General features: G+C 71.7%; 11 protein-coding genes and 2 tRNA genes. 5 read left to right on the top strand and 8 right to left on the bottom strand.

The window, feature by feature from the left end; translation table 11 throughout:
- Nucleotides 1–1148 (top strand): RNA polymerase sigma factor (locus AN218_RS09715; RefSeq protein ID WP_244900380.1); only part of this gene is annotated, 1148 nt, incomplete at its 5' end.
- A 100-nt stretch (nt 1149–1248) separates the two neighbouring features.
- Here AN218_RS09715 and AN218_RS09710 read toward each other — a convergent pair.
- The 3 genes from AN218_RS09710 to AN218_RS09700 form a co-directional block, all read right to left on the bottom strand.
- A complete protein-coding gene (locus AN218_RS09710) occupies nt 1249–3171 on the bottom strand; it encodes an ABC transporter ATP-binding protein (RefSeq protein WP_070016365.1) in 1923 nt (640 codons plus the stop codon).
- Nucleotides 3168–4901 (bottom strand): ABC transporter ATP-binding protein, encoded by a 1734-nt coding sequence (locus AN218_RS09705; protein ID WP_070016364.1) that lies wholly within the window; start codon nt 4899–4901, stop codon nt 3168–3170. Before AN218_RS09705 ends, AN218_RS09710 begins: the two co-directional genes overlap by 4 nt.
- A gap of 189 nt (nt 4902–5090) precedes the next feature.
- Nucleotides 5091–6497 (bottom strand): FGGY family carbohydrate kinase, encoded by a 1407-nt coding sequence (locus AN218_RS09700; protein WP_070016363.1) that lies wholly within the window; start codon nt 6495–6497, stop codon nt 5091–5093.
- Between the two features lie 94 nt (nt 6498–6591).
- Here AN218_RS09700 and AN218_RS09695 point away from each other — a divergent pair, with 94 nt between their 5' ends.
- Nucleotides 6592–7746, top strand: coding sequence for a MalY/PatB family protein (locus AN218_RS09695; protein WP_070016362.1), 1155 nt, complete (start codon nt 6592–6594; stop codon nt 7744–7746).
- 196 nt (nt 7747–7942) lie between these two features.
- On the opposite strand, the gene AN218_RS09690 is transcribed toward AN218_RS09695, so the two are convergent.
- The 3 genes from AN218_RS09690 to AN218_RS09680 all read right to left on the bottom strand — a co-directional run bounded on the left by AN218_RS09690 (nt 7943) and on the right by AN218_RS09680 (nt 9645).
- Nucleotides 7943–8473: a hypothetical protein gene (locus tag AN218_RS09690; protein WP_070016361.1), complete on the bottom strand. Its 531-nt coding sequence runs from the start codon at nt 8471–8473 to the stop codon at nt 7943–7945.
- Nucleotides 8474–8761: 288 nt separating this feature from the next.
- Nucleotides 8762–9415: a Clp protease N-terminal domain-containing protein gene (locus AN218_RS39035; RefSeq protein WP_070016360.1), complete on the bottom strand. Its 654-nt coding sequence runs from the start codon at nt 9413–9415 to the stop codon at nt 8762–8764.
- 5 nt (nt 9416–9420) lie between these two features.
- A complete protein-coding gene (locus AN218_RS09680) occupies nt 9421–9645 on the bottom strand; it encodes a hypothetical protein (RefSeq protein WP_070016359.1) in 225 nt (74 codons plus the stop codon).
- A 153-nt stretch (nt 9646–9798) separates the two neighbouring features.
- Between AN218_RS09680 and AN218_RS09675 the strand changes: the two genes are divergently transcribed.
- Nucleotides 9799–10416 (top strand): TetR/AcrR family transcriptional regulator, encoded by a 618-nt coding sequence (locus tag AN218_RS09675; protein ID WP_070016358.1) that lies wholly within the window; start codon nt 9799–9801, stop codon nt 10414–10416.
- Between the two features lie 131 nt (nt 10417–10547).
- Nucleotides 10548–11351, top strand: coding sequence for a VC0807 family protein (locus tag AN218_RS09670; protein ID WP_070016357.1), 804 nt, complete (start codon nt 10548–10550; stop codon nt 11349–11351).
- Between the two features lie 219 nt (nt 11352–11570).
- On the opposite strand, the gene AN218_RS09665 is transcribed toward AN218_RS09670, so the two are convergent.
- Both AN218_RS09665 and AN218_RS09660 read right to left on the bottom strand, forming a co-directional pair.
- A tRNA-Ile gene (locus AN218_RS09665) sits at nt 11571–11644 on the bottom strand.
- Nucleotides 11645–11833: 189 nt separating this feature from the next.
- Nucleotides 11834–11906, bottom strand: a tRNA-Asn gene (locus AN218_RS09660).
- A gap of 160 nt (nt 11907–12066) precedes the next feature.
- Between AN218_RS09660 and AN218_RS09655 the strand changes: the two genes are divergently transcribed.
- Nucleotides 12067–12366, top strand: a complete 300-nt coding sequence (locus tag AN218_RS09655; protein WP_070016356.1) for a YtxH domain-containing protein — start codon at nt 12067–12069, stop codon at nt 12364–12366.
- Nucleotides 12367–12441: the final 75 nt, after the last annotated feature.

Raw genomic sequence — 12441 nt, 5'->3', positions numbered from 1 at the left:
CGACTCCCGCCGCCGCTCCGCCCGTTGAGGCTCCGCCGCCGGAGGCCCAGCCCCCGGCAGACCGCGACGAGCACGGTGGGGCCGAGCACGGCCGGGACGACCCCGGAGGCGGAGACCCCGGAGGCGGAGACCCCGGAGGCGACGAGCACGGAAGGCCGGACGGGCAGGAGGCACCGGCCGCGGCGCCGGAGGCCCCCGAGGTCCCGGCCCGGCCGGAGAGGCAGGAGAGCACCGGCGCCGCCGCGGACCTCTTCCGCCAGTATCTGCGCGAGATCGGCCGCGTACCGCTGCTGTCGGCGGCCGAGGAGGTCGACCTCGCGCGCCGCGTGGAGGCGGGCCTCTTCGCCGAGGAGAAGCTCGGCGACCCGGTCACGCCCCCCGAGGGGCGGCTCGCTCATGAACTCGACCAGCTCGTCGTCATGGGCCGGATGGCCAAGCGCCGCCTGATCGAGTCCAATCTGCGGCTCGTGGTCTCCGTCGCCAAGCGGTACGTGGGCCGCGGCCTGACGATGCTGGACCTGGTGCAGGAGGGAAACCTCGGACTGATCCGGGCCGTCGAGAAGTTCGACTACGCCCGCGGCTACAAGTTCTCGACGTACGCGACCTGGTGGATACGGCAGGCGATGTCCCGCGCGCTCGCCGACCAGGCCCGTACGATCCGCGTCCCCGTGCACGTCGTGGAGCTGATCAACCGCGTCGTACGCGTCCAGCGCCGGCTGCTCCAGGAACGCGGCTACGAACCGGCGCCGGACGAGGTCGCCGCGCAGCTCGGCCTCACCGGCGAACGCGTCAGCGAAGTGCTGCGCCTCGCACAGGAACCGGTGTCGCTGCACGCACCCGTCGGCGAGGAGGAGGACGTCAACCTCGGCGACCTCATCGAGGACGGCGACGCCCCCTCACCCGTCGAGTCCGCCTCGTTCCTGCTGCTCCGCGAGCATCTGGAGGCCGTCCTCTCCACGCTCGGCGAGCGCGAACGCAAGGTCGTGCAGCTCCGGTACGGGCTGGACGACGGCAGGCCGCGCACCCTGGAGGAGATCGGCACGCTGTTCGGCGTCACGCGGGAGCGGATCCGGCAGATCGAGTCCAAGACCCTCGCCAAGCTCCGCGACCACACCTTCGCGGACCAGCTCCGCGGCTACCTCGACTGACCGGCACGGGCGGCCGGTTGGACCGACCGGCACGGGCGCCCGGGGCACGCTCCCCGTCCGGCCCGTCCCGTGCCTGCACTTGAGCCGGCCGTCCCGTACGTCAGTCGACCTCCGCGACCGCCGCCGCGAACTGCGCCTCGTACAGCCGGGCGTAGGCGCCCCCGGCCGCCAGCAGCTCGGCGTGCGAGCCCTGTTCGACGATCGAGCCGTCCTCCATCACCAGGATCACGTCGGCGTCCCGGATCGTGGAGAGCCGGTGCGCGATGACGAAGCTCGTACGGCCGTGCGCCAGCCGCGCCATGGCCTGCTGGATGAGCACCTCGGTACGGGTGTCCACCGAGCTGGTCGCCTCGTCCAGTACGAGGATGACCGGGTCGGAGAGGAACGCGCGGGCGATGGTGACGAGCTGCTTCTCGCCCTGGCTGACGCCCGTGCCGTCCTCGTCCAGGACGGTGTCGTAGCCGTCGGGCAGGGTGCGCACGAAGCGGTCGGCGTGCGCGGCGCGTGCCGCCTCCTCGACCTGTTCGCGGGTCGAACTCTCCGCCCCGTAGGCGATGTTCTCCGCGATCGTGCCGCCGAAGAGCCAGGTGTCCTGGAGCACCATCCCTATCCGGGAGCGCAGCTCCTCGCGGCGCATCGCGGCCGTGTCCGTGCCGTCCAGCAGGATCCGCCCGCCGCACGGCTCGTAGAAGCGGAGCAGCAGGTTGACGAGCGTGGTCTTGCCCGCGCCCGTCGGGCCGACGATGGCCACCGTGCTGCCCGGCTCGACGGTGAGCGACAGCTCCTCGATGAGGGGGCGGTCCGGCACGTAGCGGAAGGAGACCCGCTCCAGCTCGACCCGGCCGCGCACCGTCGCGGGACGCTCCGGCCACTTCGGATCCGGCGACTGCTCCTCCGCGTCGAGGAGTTCGAAGACGCGCTCGGCCGAGGCGACCCCGGACTGCACCATGTTCGCCATCGAGGCGGCCTGGTTGAGCGGCTGGCTGAACTGCCGCGAATACTGCACGAAGGCCTGGACGTCGCCGATCGACAGCGCCCCGGAGGCGACCCGCAGCCCGCCGGCGACGGCCACCAGCACATAGTTGAGGTTCGCGATGAACATCATCGCCGGCTGCATGACGCCGCTGACGAACTGCGCCTTGTAACTCGCCCGGTACAGCGCCTCGTTGTGCTCGCGGAAGGCCGCGGCCGACTCCTCCTGCCGTCCGAAGACCTTCACCAGGGCGTGCCCGGTGTACATCTCCTCGACGTGCCCGTTGAGCTTGCCGGTGTCGGCCCACTGCCGTACGAACTGCGGCTGCGCCCGCTTGCCCAGCCGGGTGGCGACCAGTAGCGACAGCGGCACCGTCACCAGCGCCACGAGGGCCAGCAGCGGCGAGATCCAGAACATCATCACCAGCACACCCACCACGGTCAGCAGCGAGTTGACGATCTGGCCCATGGTCTGCTGCAGCGTCTGCCCGATGTTGTCTATGTCGTTGGTGACACGGCTGAGGACCTCGCCGCGCGTCTGCCGGTCGAAGTACGACAGCGGCAGCCGCGAGAGCTTCGCCTCCACCTCCTCCCGCAGCCGGAAGACGGTGCCGTTGATCGCCCGTACCGACAGCCTTCCGCTGACGAGCATCATCAGGCCCGCCGCCGCGTACACCGCGAGCACCAGCAGCAGGACGTGGCCGAGCGCGCCGAAGTCGATGCCGCGGCCCGGTGTGAAGTCGGTGCCGGAGAGCATGTCCGCGACTCCGGTCTTCCCCTCCGCGCGCATGCGGTCCAGTACCTGTTCGCGGCTGAGTCCGTCCGGCAGCCGCTTCCCGACGACGCCCGCGAAGATCAGGTCGGTGGCGTCGCCGAGGATCTTCGGGCCCAGCACGCTGAAGCCCACACCGAGCAGGCCGAAGCCCACCATGCCGCCGAGCCGCGCCCGTTCGGGCCGGAACTGCGCGAGCAGACGCCCGGCCGATCGTCGGAAGTCGCTGGAGCGCCGGGGCGGTGCGCCGCCGCCCGGTATCCGTCCCGGGCCGCTCACGCCGCCTCCTCCTCGGTCAACTGGGAGAGCACGATCTCCCGGTAGGTCGCGTTGTCCCGCATGAGTTCGTGGTGCCGCCCGCTGCCGGCCACCCGGCCCTCGTCCAGCACGAGGATCCGGTCGGCCTCGCGGATGGTGGAGACCCGCTGGGCGACGATGAGGACCGTCGCGTCCGCGGTCCTCGTGGACAGGGCGGCGCGCAGCGCCGCGTCCGTCGCGTAGTCGAGGGCGGAGAAGGAGTCGTCGAAGAGGTAGATCCGCGGCCGGTGCACCAGCACCCGCGCGATCGCGAGCCGCTGCCGCTGTCCGCCGGAGACGTTGTTGCCGCCCTGGCCGACCGACGCGTACAGGCCGCCGTCCATCCCCGTCACGAACTCCCGTGCCTGCGCGGTCTCCAGGGCCTCCCACAGCTCGTCGTCGCTCGCGTCGGGACGTCCGTAGCGCAGGTTCGAGGCGACCGTGCCGCTGAAGAGGTACGGATGCTGCGGCACCAGCCCCACCGTCCCGGCCAGCAGCTTCGGGTCGATGCCCCGTACGTCCTCGCCGCCGACCAGCACCTCGCCCTCGGTGGCGTCGAACAGCCGCGGCACCAGGCCCAGAAGCGTCGACTTGCCGCTGCCCGTCGAGCCGATCACCGCCGTCGTCTCTCCCGGCCGCGCCAGCAGACCGACGTCGTGCAGCACCGGGGCCTCGGCGCCCGGATAACGGAACCCGGCGCCGCGCAGCTCCAGTACGCCGGGGGAGCGCAGCGCGTGTACGGGCCGCCGGGGAGGTACCACGCTGGAGGAGGTCCGCAGCACCTCCATGATGCGGTCGGCGCACACCTCCGCACGCGGGATCATGATGAACATGAACGTGGCCATCATCACGGACATGACGATCTGCATCAGATAGGCCAGAAACGCCGTGAGCCCGCCGATCTGCATCGCCCCGCTGTCGACGCGGCCCGCGCCGAACCAGACGACGGCGACGCTGGAGGCGTTCACGACGGTCATGACGGTCGGGAACATCAGCGCCATCAACTGCCCGGCGCGCACCTGCACTCCGGTCAGCCCGGTGTTGTGCTCGTGGAAGCGCCGCTGCTCGTAGTCGTCCTTGACGAAGGCCCGGATGACGCGGATGCCGCCGATCTGCTCGCGCAGCACCCGGTTCACGCCGTCCAGCCGCTTCTGCATGGTGCGGAAGAGCGGACGCAGCCTCCGTACGATCAGGCCGACCACCAGGGCCAGCACCGGCACGACGCCCAGCAGCACGCCGGAGAGCGGCACGTCCTGGCCCAGCGCCATGACGACGCCGCCCACGCACATGATCGGCGCCGAGACCATCAGCGTGAAGGTCATCAGCACCAGCATCTGCACCTGCTGGACGTCGTTGGTCGTCCGCGTGATCAGCGACGGCGCCCCGAAGCGCCCCAACTCCCGCGATGAGAAGGTCTGTACGCGGTCGAAGACCCGCGCCCTGATGTCCCTGCCGACCGCCGCGGCGGTGCGGGCCGCGAGGAGCACCGCGCCGATGTTGCAGACGACCTGTGCGAAGGAGACGCCGAGCATCACGGCGCCGTAGGTGAGGATGTAGCCGGTGTCGCCGACGACCACGCCGTGGTCGATGATGTCGGCGTTGAGGGTGGGGAGATACAACGTCGCGGACGTCTGCACCAGTTGCAGCAGCACCAGTGCGAGAACCGGGCGGCGGTAGACGCGCACATGCTCGCGGAGCAGACGGATCAGCACAAAGGTCCCCCGTGCGGAAAAGCAGAGTGATGCGTTTCGATAGCGGCCGATCGACACTACTCGTCGGTGCGACGCCGTGTATTCCCATTTTCGGACGGGTCAGGGGCGTGCGCTCCCAACTCCGGGCAAAGACCGGGCGGCTCGTCCTGCGGCCGCCCTGCACGCCGGAGGATCGCCCGCCCGCCGGGGTCAGTCCTCGAAGGCCTCCGGGTGGATCTCGTCCCGCACCGTCACATACTGCTGCCGCACCGCCTGCCCCGCGGCCAGCCCCTCGCCCGGCTCGAAGACCTCGCACTCCGCCGCCGGCCAGTGCGGCGGCTGCGCCCCGCCCCTGACCGTCCAGGCCGCCTGCCGCGCGGCCCCGATCGCGGTGTAGTCGGCGGGCCGTGGCACCACGACCCGGGTGCCGAAGAGCACCGGCGCCGCCTCCTGCACGGCGGGCAGCTCCGCCGCGGGGCCCAGCAGGAACAGCCGCCGTACCTGTACGCCTCGGCCGCGCAGCACGTCCAGCGCGTCGGCCAGCCCGCACAGCATGCCCTCGACGGCCGCGCGCGCCAGATGCTCGGGCTTCATGCTCTCGCGCCGCAGACCGTGCAACGACCCGGCGGTGTGCGGCAGTTGAGGCGTCTGCTCGCCCTCCAGATAGGGCAGCAGCACCAGCCCGTACGCCCCGGGCGTCGAGCGCTGCGCCAGCTCCGAGAGCCCCTTGACGTCGGTGCCCAGCAGCTCGGCGGCGCCGCGCAGCACCCGCGTCGCGTTGACGGTCCGTACGGCGGGCATGTGCAGCCCGGTGGCGTCTGCGTACGAGGTGATGGTGCCGCTCGGGTCCGTCAGCGGCTCGTGGTGGACGGCGCACACGGAGCCGGAGGCGCCCAGCGACATCACGGCGTCGCCCATGCCCAGTCCCAGCCCGAGCGCCGCGGCCATCGTCTCGCCCGTACCGGCGGAGATCAGCAGCCCCTCGGGTGTGCGCCCGGCCGGTTCGGCGGGTGCGAGCACCTCGGGCAGCGCGACCTGGTGGCCGAGCGCGAGCTCCACCAGATCGGGGCGGTAGGCGCCCTGCGCCGCCGACCAGTAGCCGGTGCCCGACGCCTCGCCGCGGTCCGTCGTACGCCGCGGCGGCCGGGCCAGGAGCTGCCACACCAGCCAGTCGTGCGGCTGGAGCACCTCGGCGACGCGGGCCGCGGTCTGCGGTTCGCTGCGCGCGAGCCAGCGCAGCTTGGAGACCGGATGCCCCGCCTCCGGTACGGCGCCGACGGCCTCCGCCCAGGCGTGCCGCCCGCCGAGCGCGTCGACGAGGTCGGCCGCCGCCGGCTGCATCCGCCGGTCGTTGCCCAGCAGCGCCGCCCGTACGGGATGTCCCGCGGAGTCCAGCGGTATCAGTCCCTGCTGCTGAGCGGCGACCCCGATGGCCTCGACGTCCGCGAACTGCCCCGAACCGGCCGCGCTCCCCAGCGACATCAGCCACGACTGCGGATCGTCGCGCTCGGCCGGGTGCTCCGCGTAGCCCTGCTTGACGACCGCGCCCGAGTCGGCGTCGCAGACGACGATGCGCGTGTACTCGGCAGAGCTCTCCAGACCGGCGACGATTCCCATGCCGGAATGATGCCCTACGCCCCACGGCGCCCCGCTGGCACCCTCGGACACCGCACCAGACCGGGACTTTGCGGACACGGCCTAGCGTGGGGGAGTGGACACCTATACGAGCAACCCGCTGCGGCAGTGTTCGCTGGACGAGCTGCGCCGCCGTACGAGCGCGAAGTGGCGCGTGCACCCCGCCGACGTACTGCCCCTGTGGATCGCCGAGATGGACGTGCACCTGGCCGAGCCCGTCGCCGAGGCGCTGCACGCCGCGGTCGCCGAGGGCGACACCGGCTACGCCATGGCCGACTCCTACACCGAGGCCCTGGACGCCTTCGCCCAGCGGCACTGGGGGTGGCGCGTGCGGCCGGAACGCGCCGCGATCGTCCCCGACGTGATGGGCGGCGTCGTCGAGGTGCTCAAGCTGATCACCTCGCCCGGCGACGCCGTCGTCGTCAACTCGCCCGTCTATCCGCCCTTCTACGCCTTCGTCTCGCACATGGACCGCCGCGTCGTCGAGGCGCCGCTGACCCCCGAGGGACGCATCGACCCGGACACCCTCGCCCGTGCCTTCCGGGAGGGCGCGGACGGCGGCGGCGCCGCGGCCTATCTGTTGTGCAACCCGCACAACCCCACCGGCACGGTGCACACCGCCGGGGAGCTGACGGCGGCGACGGAACTGGCGCGCGAACACGGCGTACGCGTCGTTGCCGACGAGATCCACGCACCGCTCGTACTGCCCGGCGCCCGCCACGTCCCGTACCTCTCGCTCCCCGGCACCGAACGCGCCTTCTCGCTGCTCTCCGCCTCCAAGGCGTGGAACCTCGCCGGGCTGAAGGCCGCCATGGCCGTCGCGGGCGCCGAGTCCGCCGCCGAACTCGCCCGCATGCCCGAGGAGGTGAGCCACGGGCCCAGCCATCTCGGGGTCATCGGACATGTCGCGGCCCTGCGGCACGGCGACGACTGGCTGCGGGCGCTGCTCTCCGCCCTGGACGACAACCGCCGGCTGCTCTCCGCGCTGCTCGAAGAGCACCTCCCGCAGGTCGGCTACCGCTCGCACGAGGGGACGTTCCTCGCCTGGCTGGACTGCCGCGCGCTGGGCCTGGGCGACGACCCGGCGGCGGCGTTCCTGGAACGGGGCCGCGTCGCGCTCATCCCGGGCCCGGCGTTCGGCACGGGCGGCGCCGGGTACGCGCGGCTCAACATCGGGACGTCGCCGGAGATCCTGGAGGAGGCGGTGCGGCGGATGGCCGCCGCGCTCTGACCGGGGGCGGTCCGTGACCGGGCCGCCATGACGAAGCTCCCCGTACGAACGTCCCGGAGACCGGGGCCCGTTCGGACCGTACGGGGAGCTTCGCGCGACGGCGGCGGCGGTCAGCCGATCCGGCGCCGCCGGTCGGTCCGGCCGGGCCGGTGGAGCCGGTGCAGCCGATGGAGCCGGTGAACGGCGCCGCGCGGACTCAGCAACGCTTCGACGACGCGGCCTGGTTGGACAGCGGGTCGCCCGCCTTGCGCACCGATCCCACGGCGGCCGTGCACTCCTTCACGGTGTCGGTGCCGTGCGACCAGAACTCCTGCTTGGTGGTGTTCGTCCAGGACCGGCCGCCGAGGATCTCGTCCTGGGAGTAGCTGTAGACGGCCGTGGTCACGTCGTAGTCGCCGGCGGTCTCGCGGAAGCTGTCCCACACCCACACGTAGCCGTAGTTCTCGCCGCACTCCGGCGAGTAGAACTGCTTGACCGAGGCGATGGTGACGCCGCTGCGCGTGACGTAGCCGGTGCTGCCGATCTGGTACGCGTCGTCGCAGACCCCCGCCGCCTCGGCGGCCTTGCTGGACGGATTGCCCTTCGCGGACGGCGCGGTGGACTTCGCCGCGCTCCGCTCGGACGGCTTGGGCGCGGGCCCGCTCCCGGCGTACGCGGCCGACGCGGGGACCGTCAGCAGCGCGCACGTCAGCGCGGCGACCGCGGTCTTGGCAAAGCGAATGCGCATGTTTCCCCCTCAAGTGGCATGAAGCATGACTTTCCTCGCCGGACGGCTCTTCGTGGTCGATTGCTGAAGAATCCGGCACACAGAAAGACACACGACCCGCTCACGGGGTTGTACTCGTAACGCCCACCGCTTCCCGGGCGCCGCGGGGCGTCCCCCGTGGCGGCGGCGGACCGCGCCGCCGCCCGCGCCCCAAGTGCACGACGGCGTACGGCAGTTGAGCCCGCCCGCCTGGTCCGCCCCGTATCCCGGCTCGCCGCCGGACCCGTACCGTCCCGTGGGCCCGTACGGTCAGGCCGCCGGCCGCAGATCCGCCAGGACGAGTTCGCGCGCCGTCTTCGGCGTCACCCCCAGCCGCTGGAACATCCCCTGCGAGATCTTGTCGTCCCCGCGCAGCAGCGCCAGTACGACGTGCTCCACGCCGATATGACGCTCCCGGCGCGCGATCGCCTCGCGCAGCGACAGCTCCAGCGCCTTCTTCGCCCGTCCCGTGAAGCGGATGTGCCCCCGCGGACCGGGAGACGTACCGGACGGGATCCCCAAGCTGCCCCCGCCCTGCGGACGTCGGCGCCGCAGCAGACGCCGCCGGCGCGGCGCGGACTCGCCGGGGTCGCTCACGGGGGTGTCCAACGCCCCGTCCCCGAAGGCCCGTTCGGCCCGCCGCCGGATCTCCTCCAGATCGATCCCGAGGGACTTCAGCGCCGCCGCGTCCTCGGCGCCGAGCGCGTCGCCGTCGCCGCCCCCGACCACGCCGGCGACCGCCGCGCGGCAGTTCTCGGCGCTGACCCCGAGCCGTACCAGCGTTGCGGCGCCCGGCTGTTCGGGCCGGCGCAGGACGGCGAGCAGCAGATGCTCCGTGCCGATCCAGTCGTGCCCCAGTTCGCGCGCTTCCTCCTGCGCCCCCACCACGGCCTCGCGTGCGGACCGCGTGAATCGTTCGAACATCCCGCCTACCTCCTCGCGTGCTTCTTGTGTACGGCCTGCCTGCTCACGCCGAGCGCGGCCCCGATCTCGTCCCAGGACCAGCCCTGGGCACGGGCGTTGTCGACCTGCAGCACCTCCAGACGCTCGGACAGCCGCCGCAGCGCGGCGACGGCCCGCAGTCCGACATGGGGGTCGCTGTGCAGGGCGGCCTCGGCTGTGTCCACTGCTTCTCGTGCTTCCGATGCGGCCATGTCGTCAACTTTGGATGACACGAAGCCTCATGTCAACTGTGGTTGACATGTCGGCCGTCGCCGACCGCGCGGGTCCGTGTGATGCGCGGTGCCCCTACCATGAAGCGGAATGAAGTCGGCTGTATGGAAACAGCCGCCGACCGAGGAGCTGGTGTGCCGAAGCAGGTGGATCATGATGTGCGCAGAACGGCGATCGCCCAGGCGCTGTGGAGGGTCGCGAAGGTGCGCGGCCTGGAGCGGGTGAGCCTGCGCGAGGTGGCCGCGGAGGCCGGGATGTCGCTGGGCCAGCTCCAGCACTACTTCTCCAGCCGGCAGGACCTGATGAGGTTCGCCATGGAGTTCATCAGGCGCAAGAACATCGAGCGCGCCACCGAGCGGCTCGCCGGGGTCGACGACGCGGATCATGTTGCCCGGCTCCGCGCGATCGTCATGGAGATGCTGCCCACCGACGAAGAGTCCCGTGTGGGAAGCCTGTTGAACATCGACTTCATGCTGGAGGCCGCGCGCAACGACGAGCTGCGCGAGCACGCACGGCAGCGGATGGCGGCGCTCCGCGGACTGCTGGAGGGGCAGATCGCACTGGCCGTCCAGGCGGGCGACGTCTCCCCGGAGTGCGATCCGCGCAGCGAGGCGGCGGTGCTCATCGCCCTCAGCGACGGTCTGCGCTCCCACTTCCACCTCGGCACCCACACCGCGGCCGAGGTGGTGTCGCTGATGGATCGCCACCTGGAGCGGCTCTTCGCCGGATCGGCTGCGCAGAAAGCCCGTTGATTCCAAGTCAGTTGTCTTGCTATGGTGTTTTTCCATACAGGCGACCTGGAAAGCTGGCCGCGATGACGGAGCAACGGCACGGCAGCCGTGCGGAGACGCCTCCTGCCGGGCCCGAGACCGGAGGTAACGACATGTCCCGCACACCGACCACGCAGGCCCCCGCCGAAGACGACACCGCACCGCGCACGGGCACACCCCGGGAGCCGGCGCCCGGCACCGGATCCGGCACCTCGGCTCAGACCACGTCCGCCACCGCAACTGCCCCCGCCGACGGCGGCTCCGACCAGGTCGCCGGCGTCTCCCCGCGGGCGATGCTGCGCTCCCTCATCCCCGACATCGGCATCCCCGTCGCCGGCTACTACGTCCTCCACGTACTCGGCGCCGGCGACCGCACCGCACTGCTGACCGCGACCGCCCTCGCCGGACTGCGCGTGCTGTGGGGCGTGCTCCGCGAGCGCACGGTGAACCTCTTCGCCTCGGTCATCCTCGTCGCCTTCGCCGTGGGCGCGGTTCTCAGCCTCGTCAGCGGCGACGCCCGGTTCCTGCTGCTGAAGAACTCCTTCACGACGGGCGCGATCGGCCTGGTGTTCCTGGCCACCGTGCTCTGGGGCCGTCCGCTCACGCTCGCGGCGGCCGAGAGCTTCCACCCCGCACGCGCCGCCGCGTTCCGCGAGCAGTACCGCAGCGAACCGCGGATCCGCCACGGCCACCGCCTCTGCTCCGCCGTCTGGGGCCTCGGTCTGCTCCTGGAGTCGCTGCTGCGGATCCCGCTCGTCTATCTGCTCCCGGTCAGCGTGATGGTGGGCGTCAGCGAGCTGATCATGATCGCCACCATGGTCGCCCTGGCCACCTGGAACGTCGTCTACATCCGCCGTGCCCGCCGCCGTATGAGCGCCGCCACCGCCCCGCAGGACGCCCCCGCGCCCGCGAGCTGAGCGCACCCGGGCGGAGCCGCCCGCGCGTACATCCGAACTGGGCCTCGTCCGGGCCCAGTTCGCACTTGCGAGCTTCACAGCCGTAACCAGGGCTGCTCCGGCGGCAGTTGACGGTACGGCGACGGGCGAGCACCGCGTACGCCTCGGAGCGGAAGGGTCGTCAGCGCCGAAGGGACGCCCGTGCCCGTGAGCATGGGCGCCCCTTCGGCGCAGGTCGAGTGGGGCGGGTGGGACTCGAACCCACGGCCGACGGATTATGAGTCCGCTGCTCTAACCGGCTGAGCTACCGCCCCGTTCGCGCGGATCACGCACATCTGTGCGCGCCGCATCTGCCGCAGCATAGCTGCTCATACGATCTCCCGCCCCTGCCGGGTGGTGCCGTACGGGAGGGAGGACTGCGAGCACCTGGTGATCGGTTCCCGCCCCGCCCAACGGACTTGCCCGGCAAAGAAAAAGAGCCCCGAGGAGGGCTCTTTCGGTTGCTCCCGCGACTGGACTCGAACCAGTAACCTGCCGGTTAACAGCCGGCTGCTCTGCCGATTGAGCTACACGGGAATGCGCTGCTCGGGCGCGCCCACTTGATGCTGGACGGCGTTCCCTTGCCGCGCGCCATACATTAGCGCATGCCAGGGGGTACTTCGAAATCGGTATCGGTTCGGCCGTGCGGTCGCCGGGTAACCGATGCAACCGAGAGATCCGAGAGAAGGGTGGAGCCATGCGCTACCGGCTCACGTTCGCCGCTGGACTGGCCGTCGGGTACGTGTTCGGGACGCGTGCCGGCCGCGAGCGCTACGAGCGTCTGCGGCAGACGGCACAGCGGGTGGCCGAGAACCCCGCCGTACGCAACGCCACCGAGAGCGCCGCCCAGACCAGCCGCGAGGCCGCGTCGAAAGCGGCGGGGATCGTGACGGAGAAGGTCGGGAACCGGCTGCCGGAGTCGGTCGCGGAGCGGGTCCGTTCGCTCCGCGACCACAGGACGCCCGTCGACGACGACTGGGGCACCAGTCGCGCGTAGTCCGCGTAGTCCTCGTCTCATAAGAGGGGTCATAAGAGGGGAGAGCGGGCGGGCCCGGTGGACGATCGTCCACCG

The sequence above is a fragment of the Streptomyces nanshensis genome (assembly GCF_001751255.1).
In the GTDB taxonomy this organism is placed as follows: domain Bacteria; phylum Actinomycetota; class Actinomycetes; order Streptomycetales; family Streptomycetaceae; genus Streptomyces; species Streptomyces nanshensis_A.
Note: the sequence above shows the minus strand (reverse complement) of the source record. Positions and strands in the feature narration are given on the sequence as shown.

Coding starts and splice junctions, on each gene's coding strand:
- AN218_RS09700 (WP_070016363.1), bottom strand. CDS start 6,497: ATGGGAATCGTCGCCGGTCTGGAGAGCTCTGCCGAGTACACGCGCATC.
- AN218_RS09690 (WP_070016361.1), bottom strand. CDS start 8,473: ATGCGCATTCGCTTTGCCAAGACCGCGGTCGCCGCGCTGACGTGCGCG.
- AN218_RS39035 (WP_070016360.1), bottom strand. CDS start 9,415: ATGTTCGAACGATTCACGCGGTCCGCACGCGAGGCCGTGGTGGGGGCG.
- AN218_RS09680 (WP_070016359.1), bottom strand. CDS start 9,645: ATGGCCGCATCGGAAGCACGAGAAGCAGTGGACACAGCCGAGGCCGCC.
- AN218_RS09670 (WP_070016357.1), top strand. CDS start 10,548: ATGTCCCGCACACCGACCACGCAGGCCCCCGCCGAAGACGACACCGCA.
- AN218_RS09655 (WP_070016356.1), top strand. CDS start 12,067: ATGCGCTACCGGCTCACGTTCGCCGCTGGACTGGCCGTCGGGTACGTG.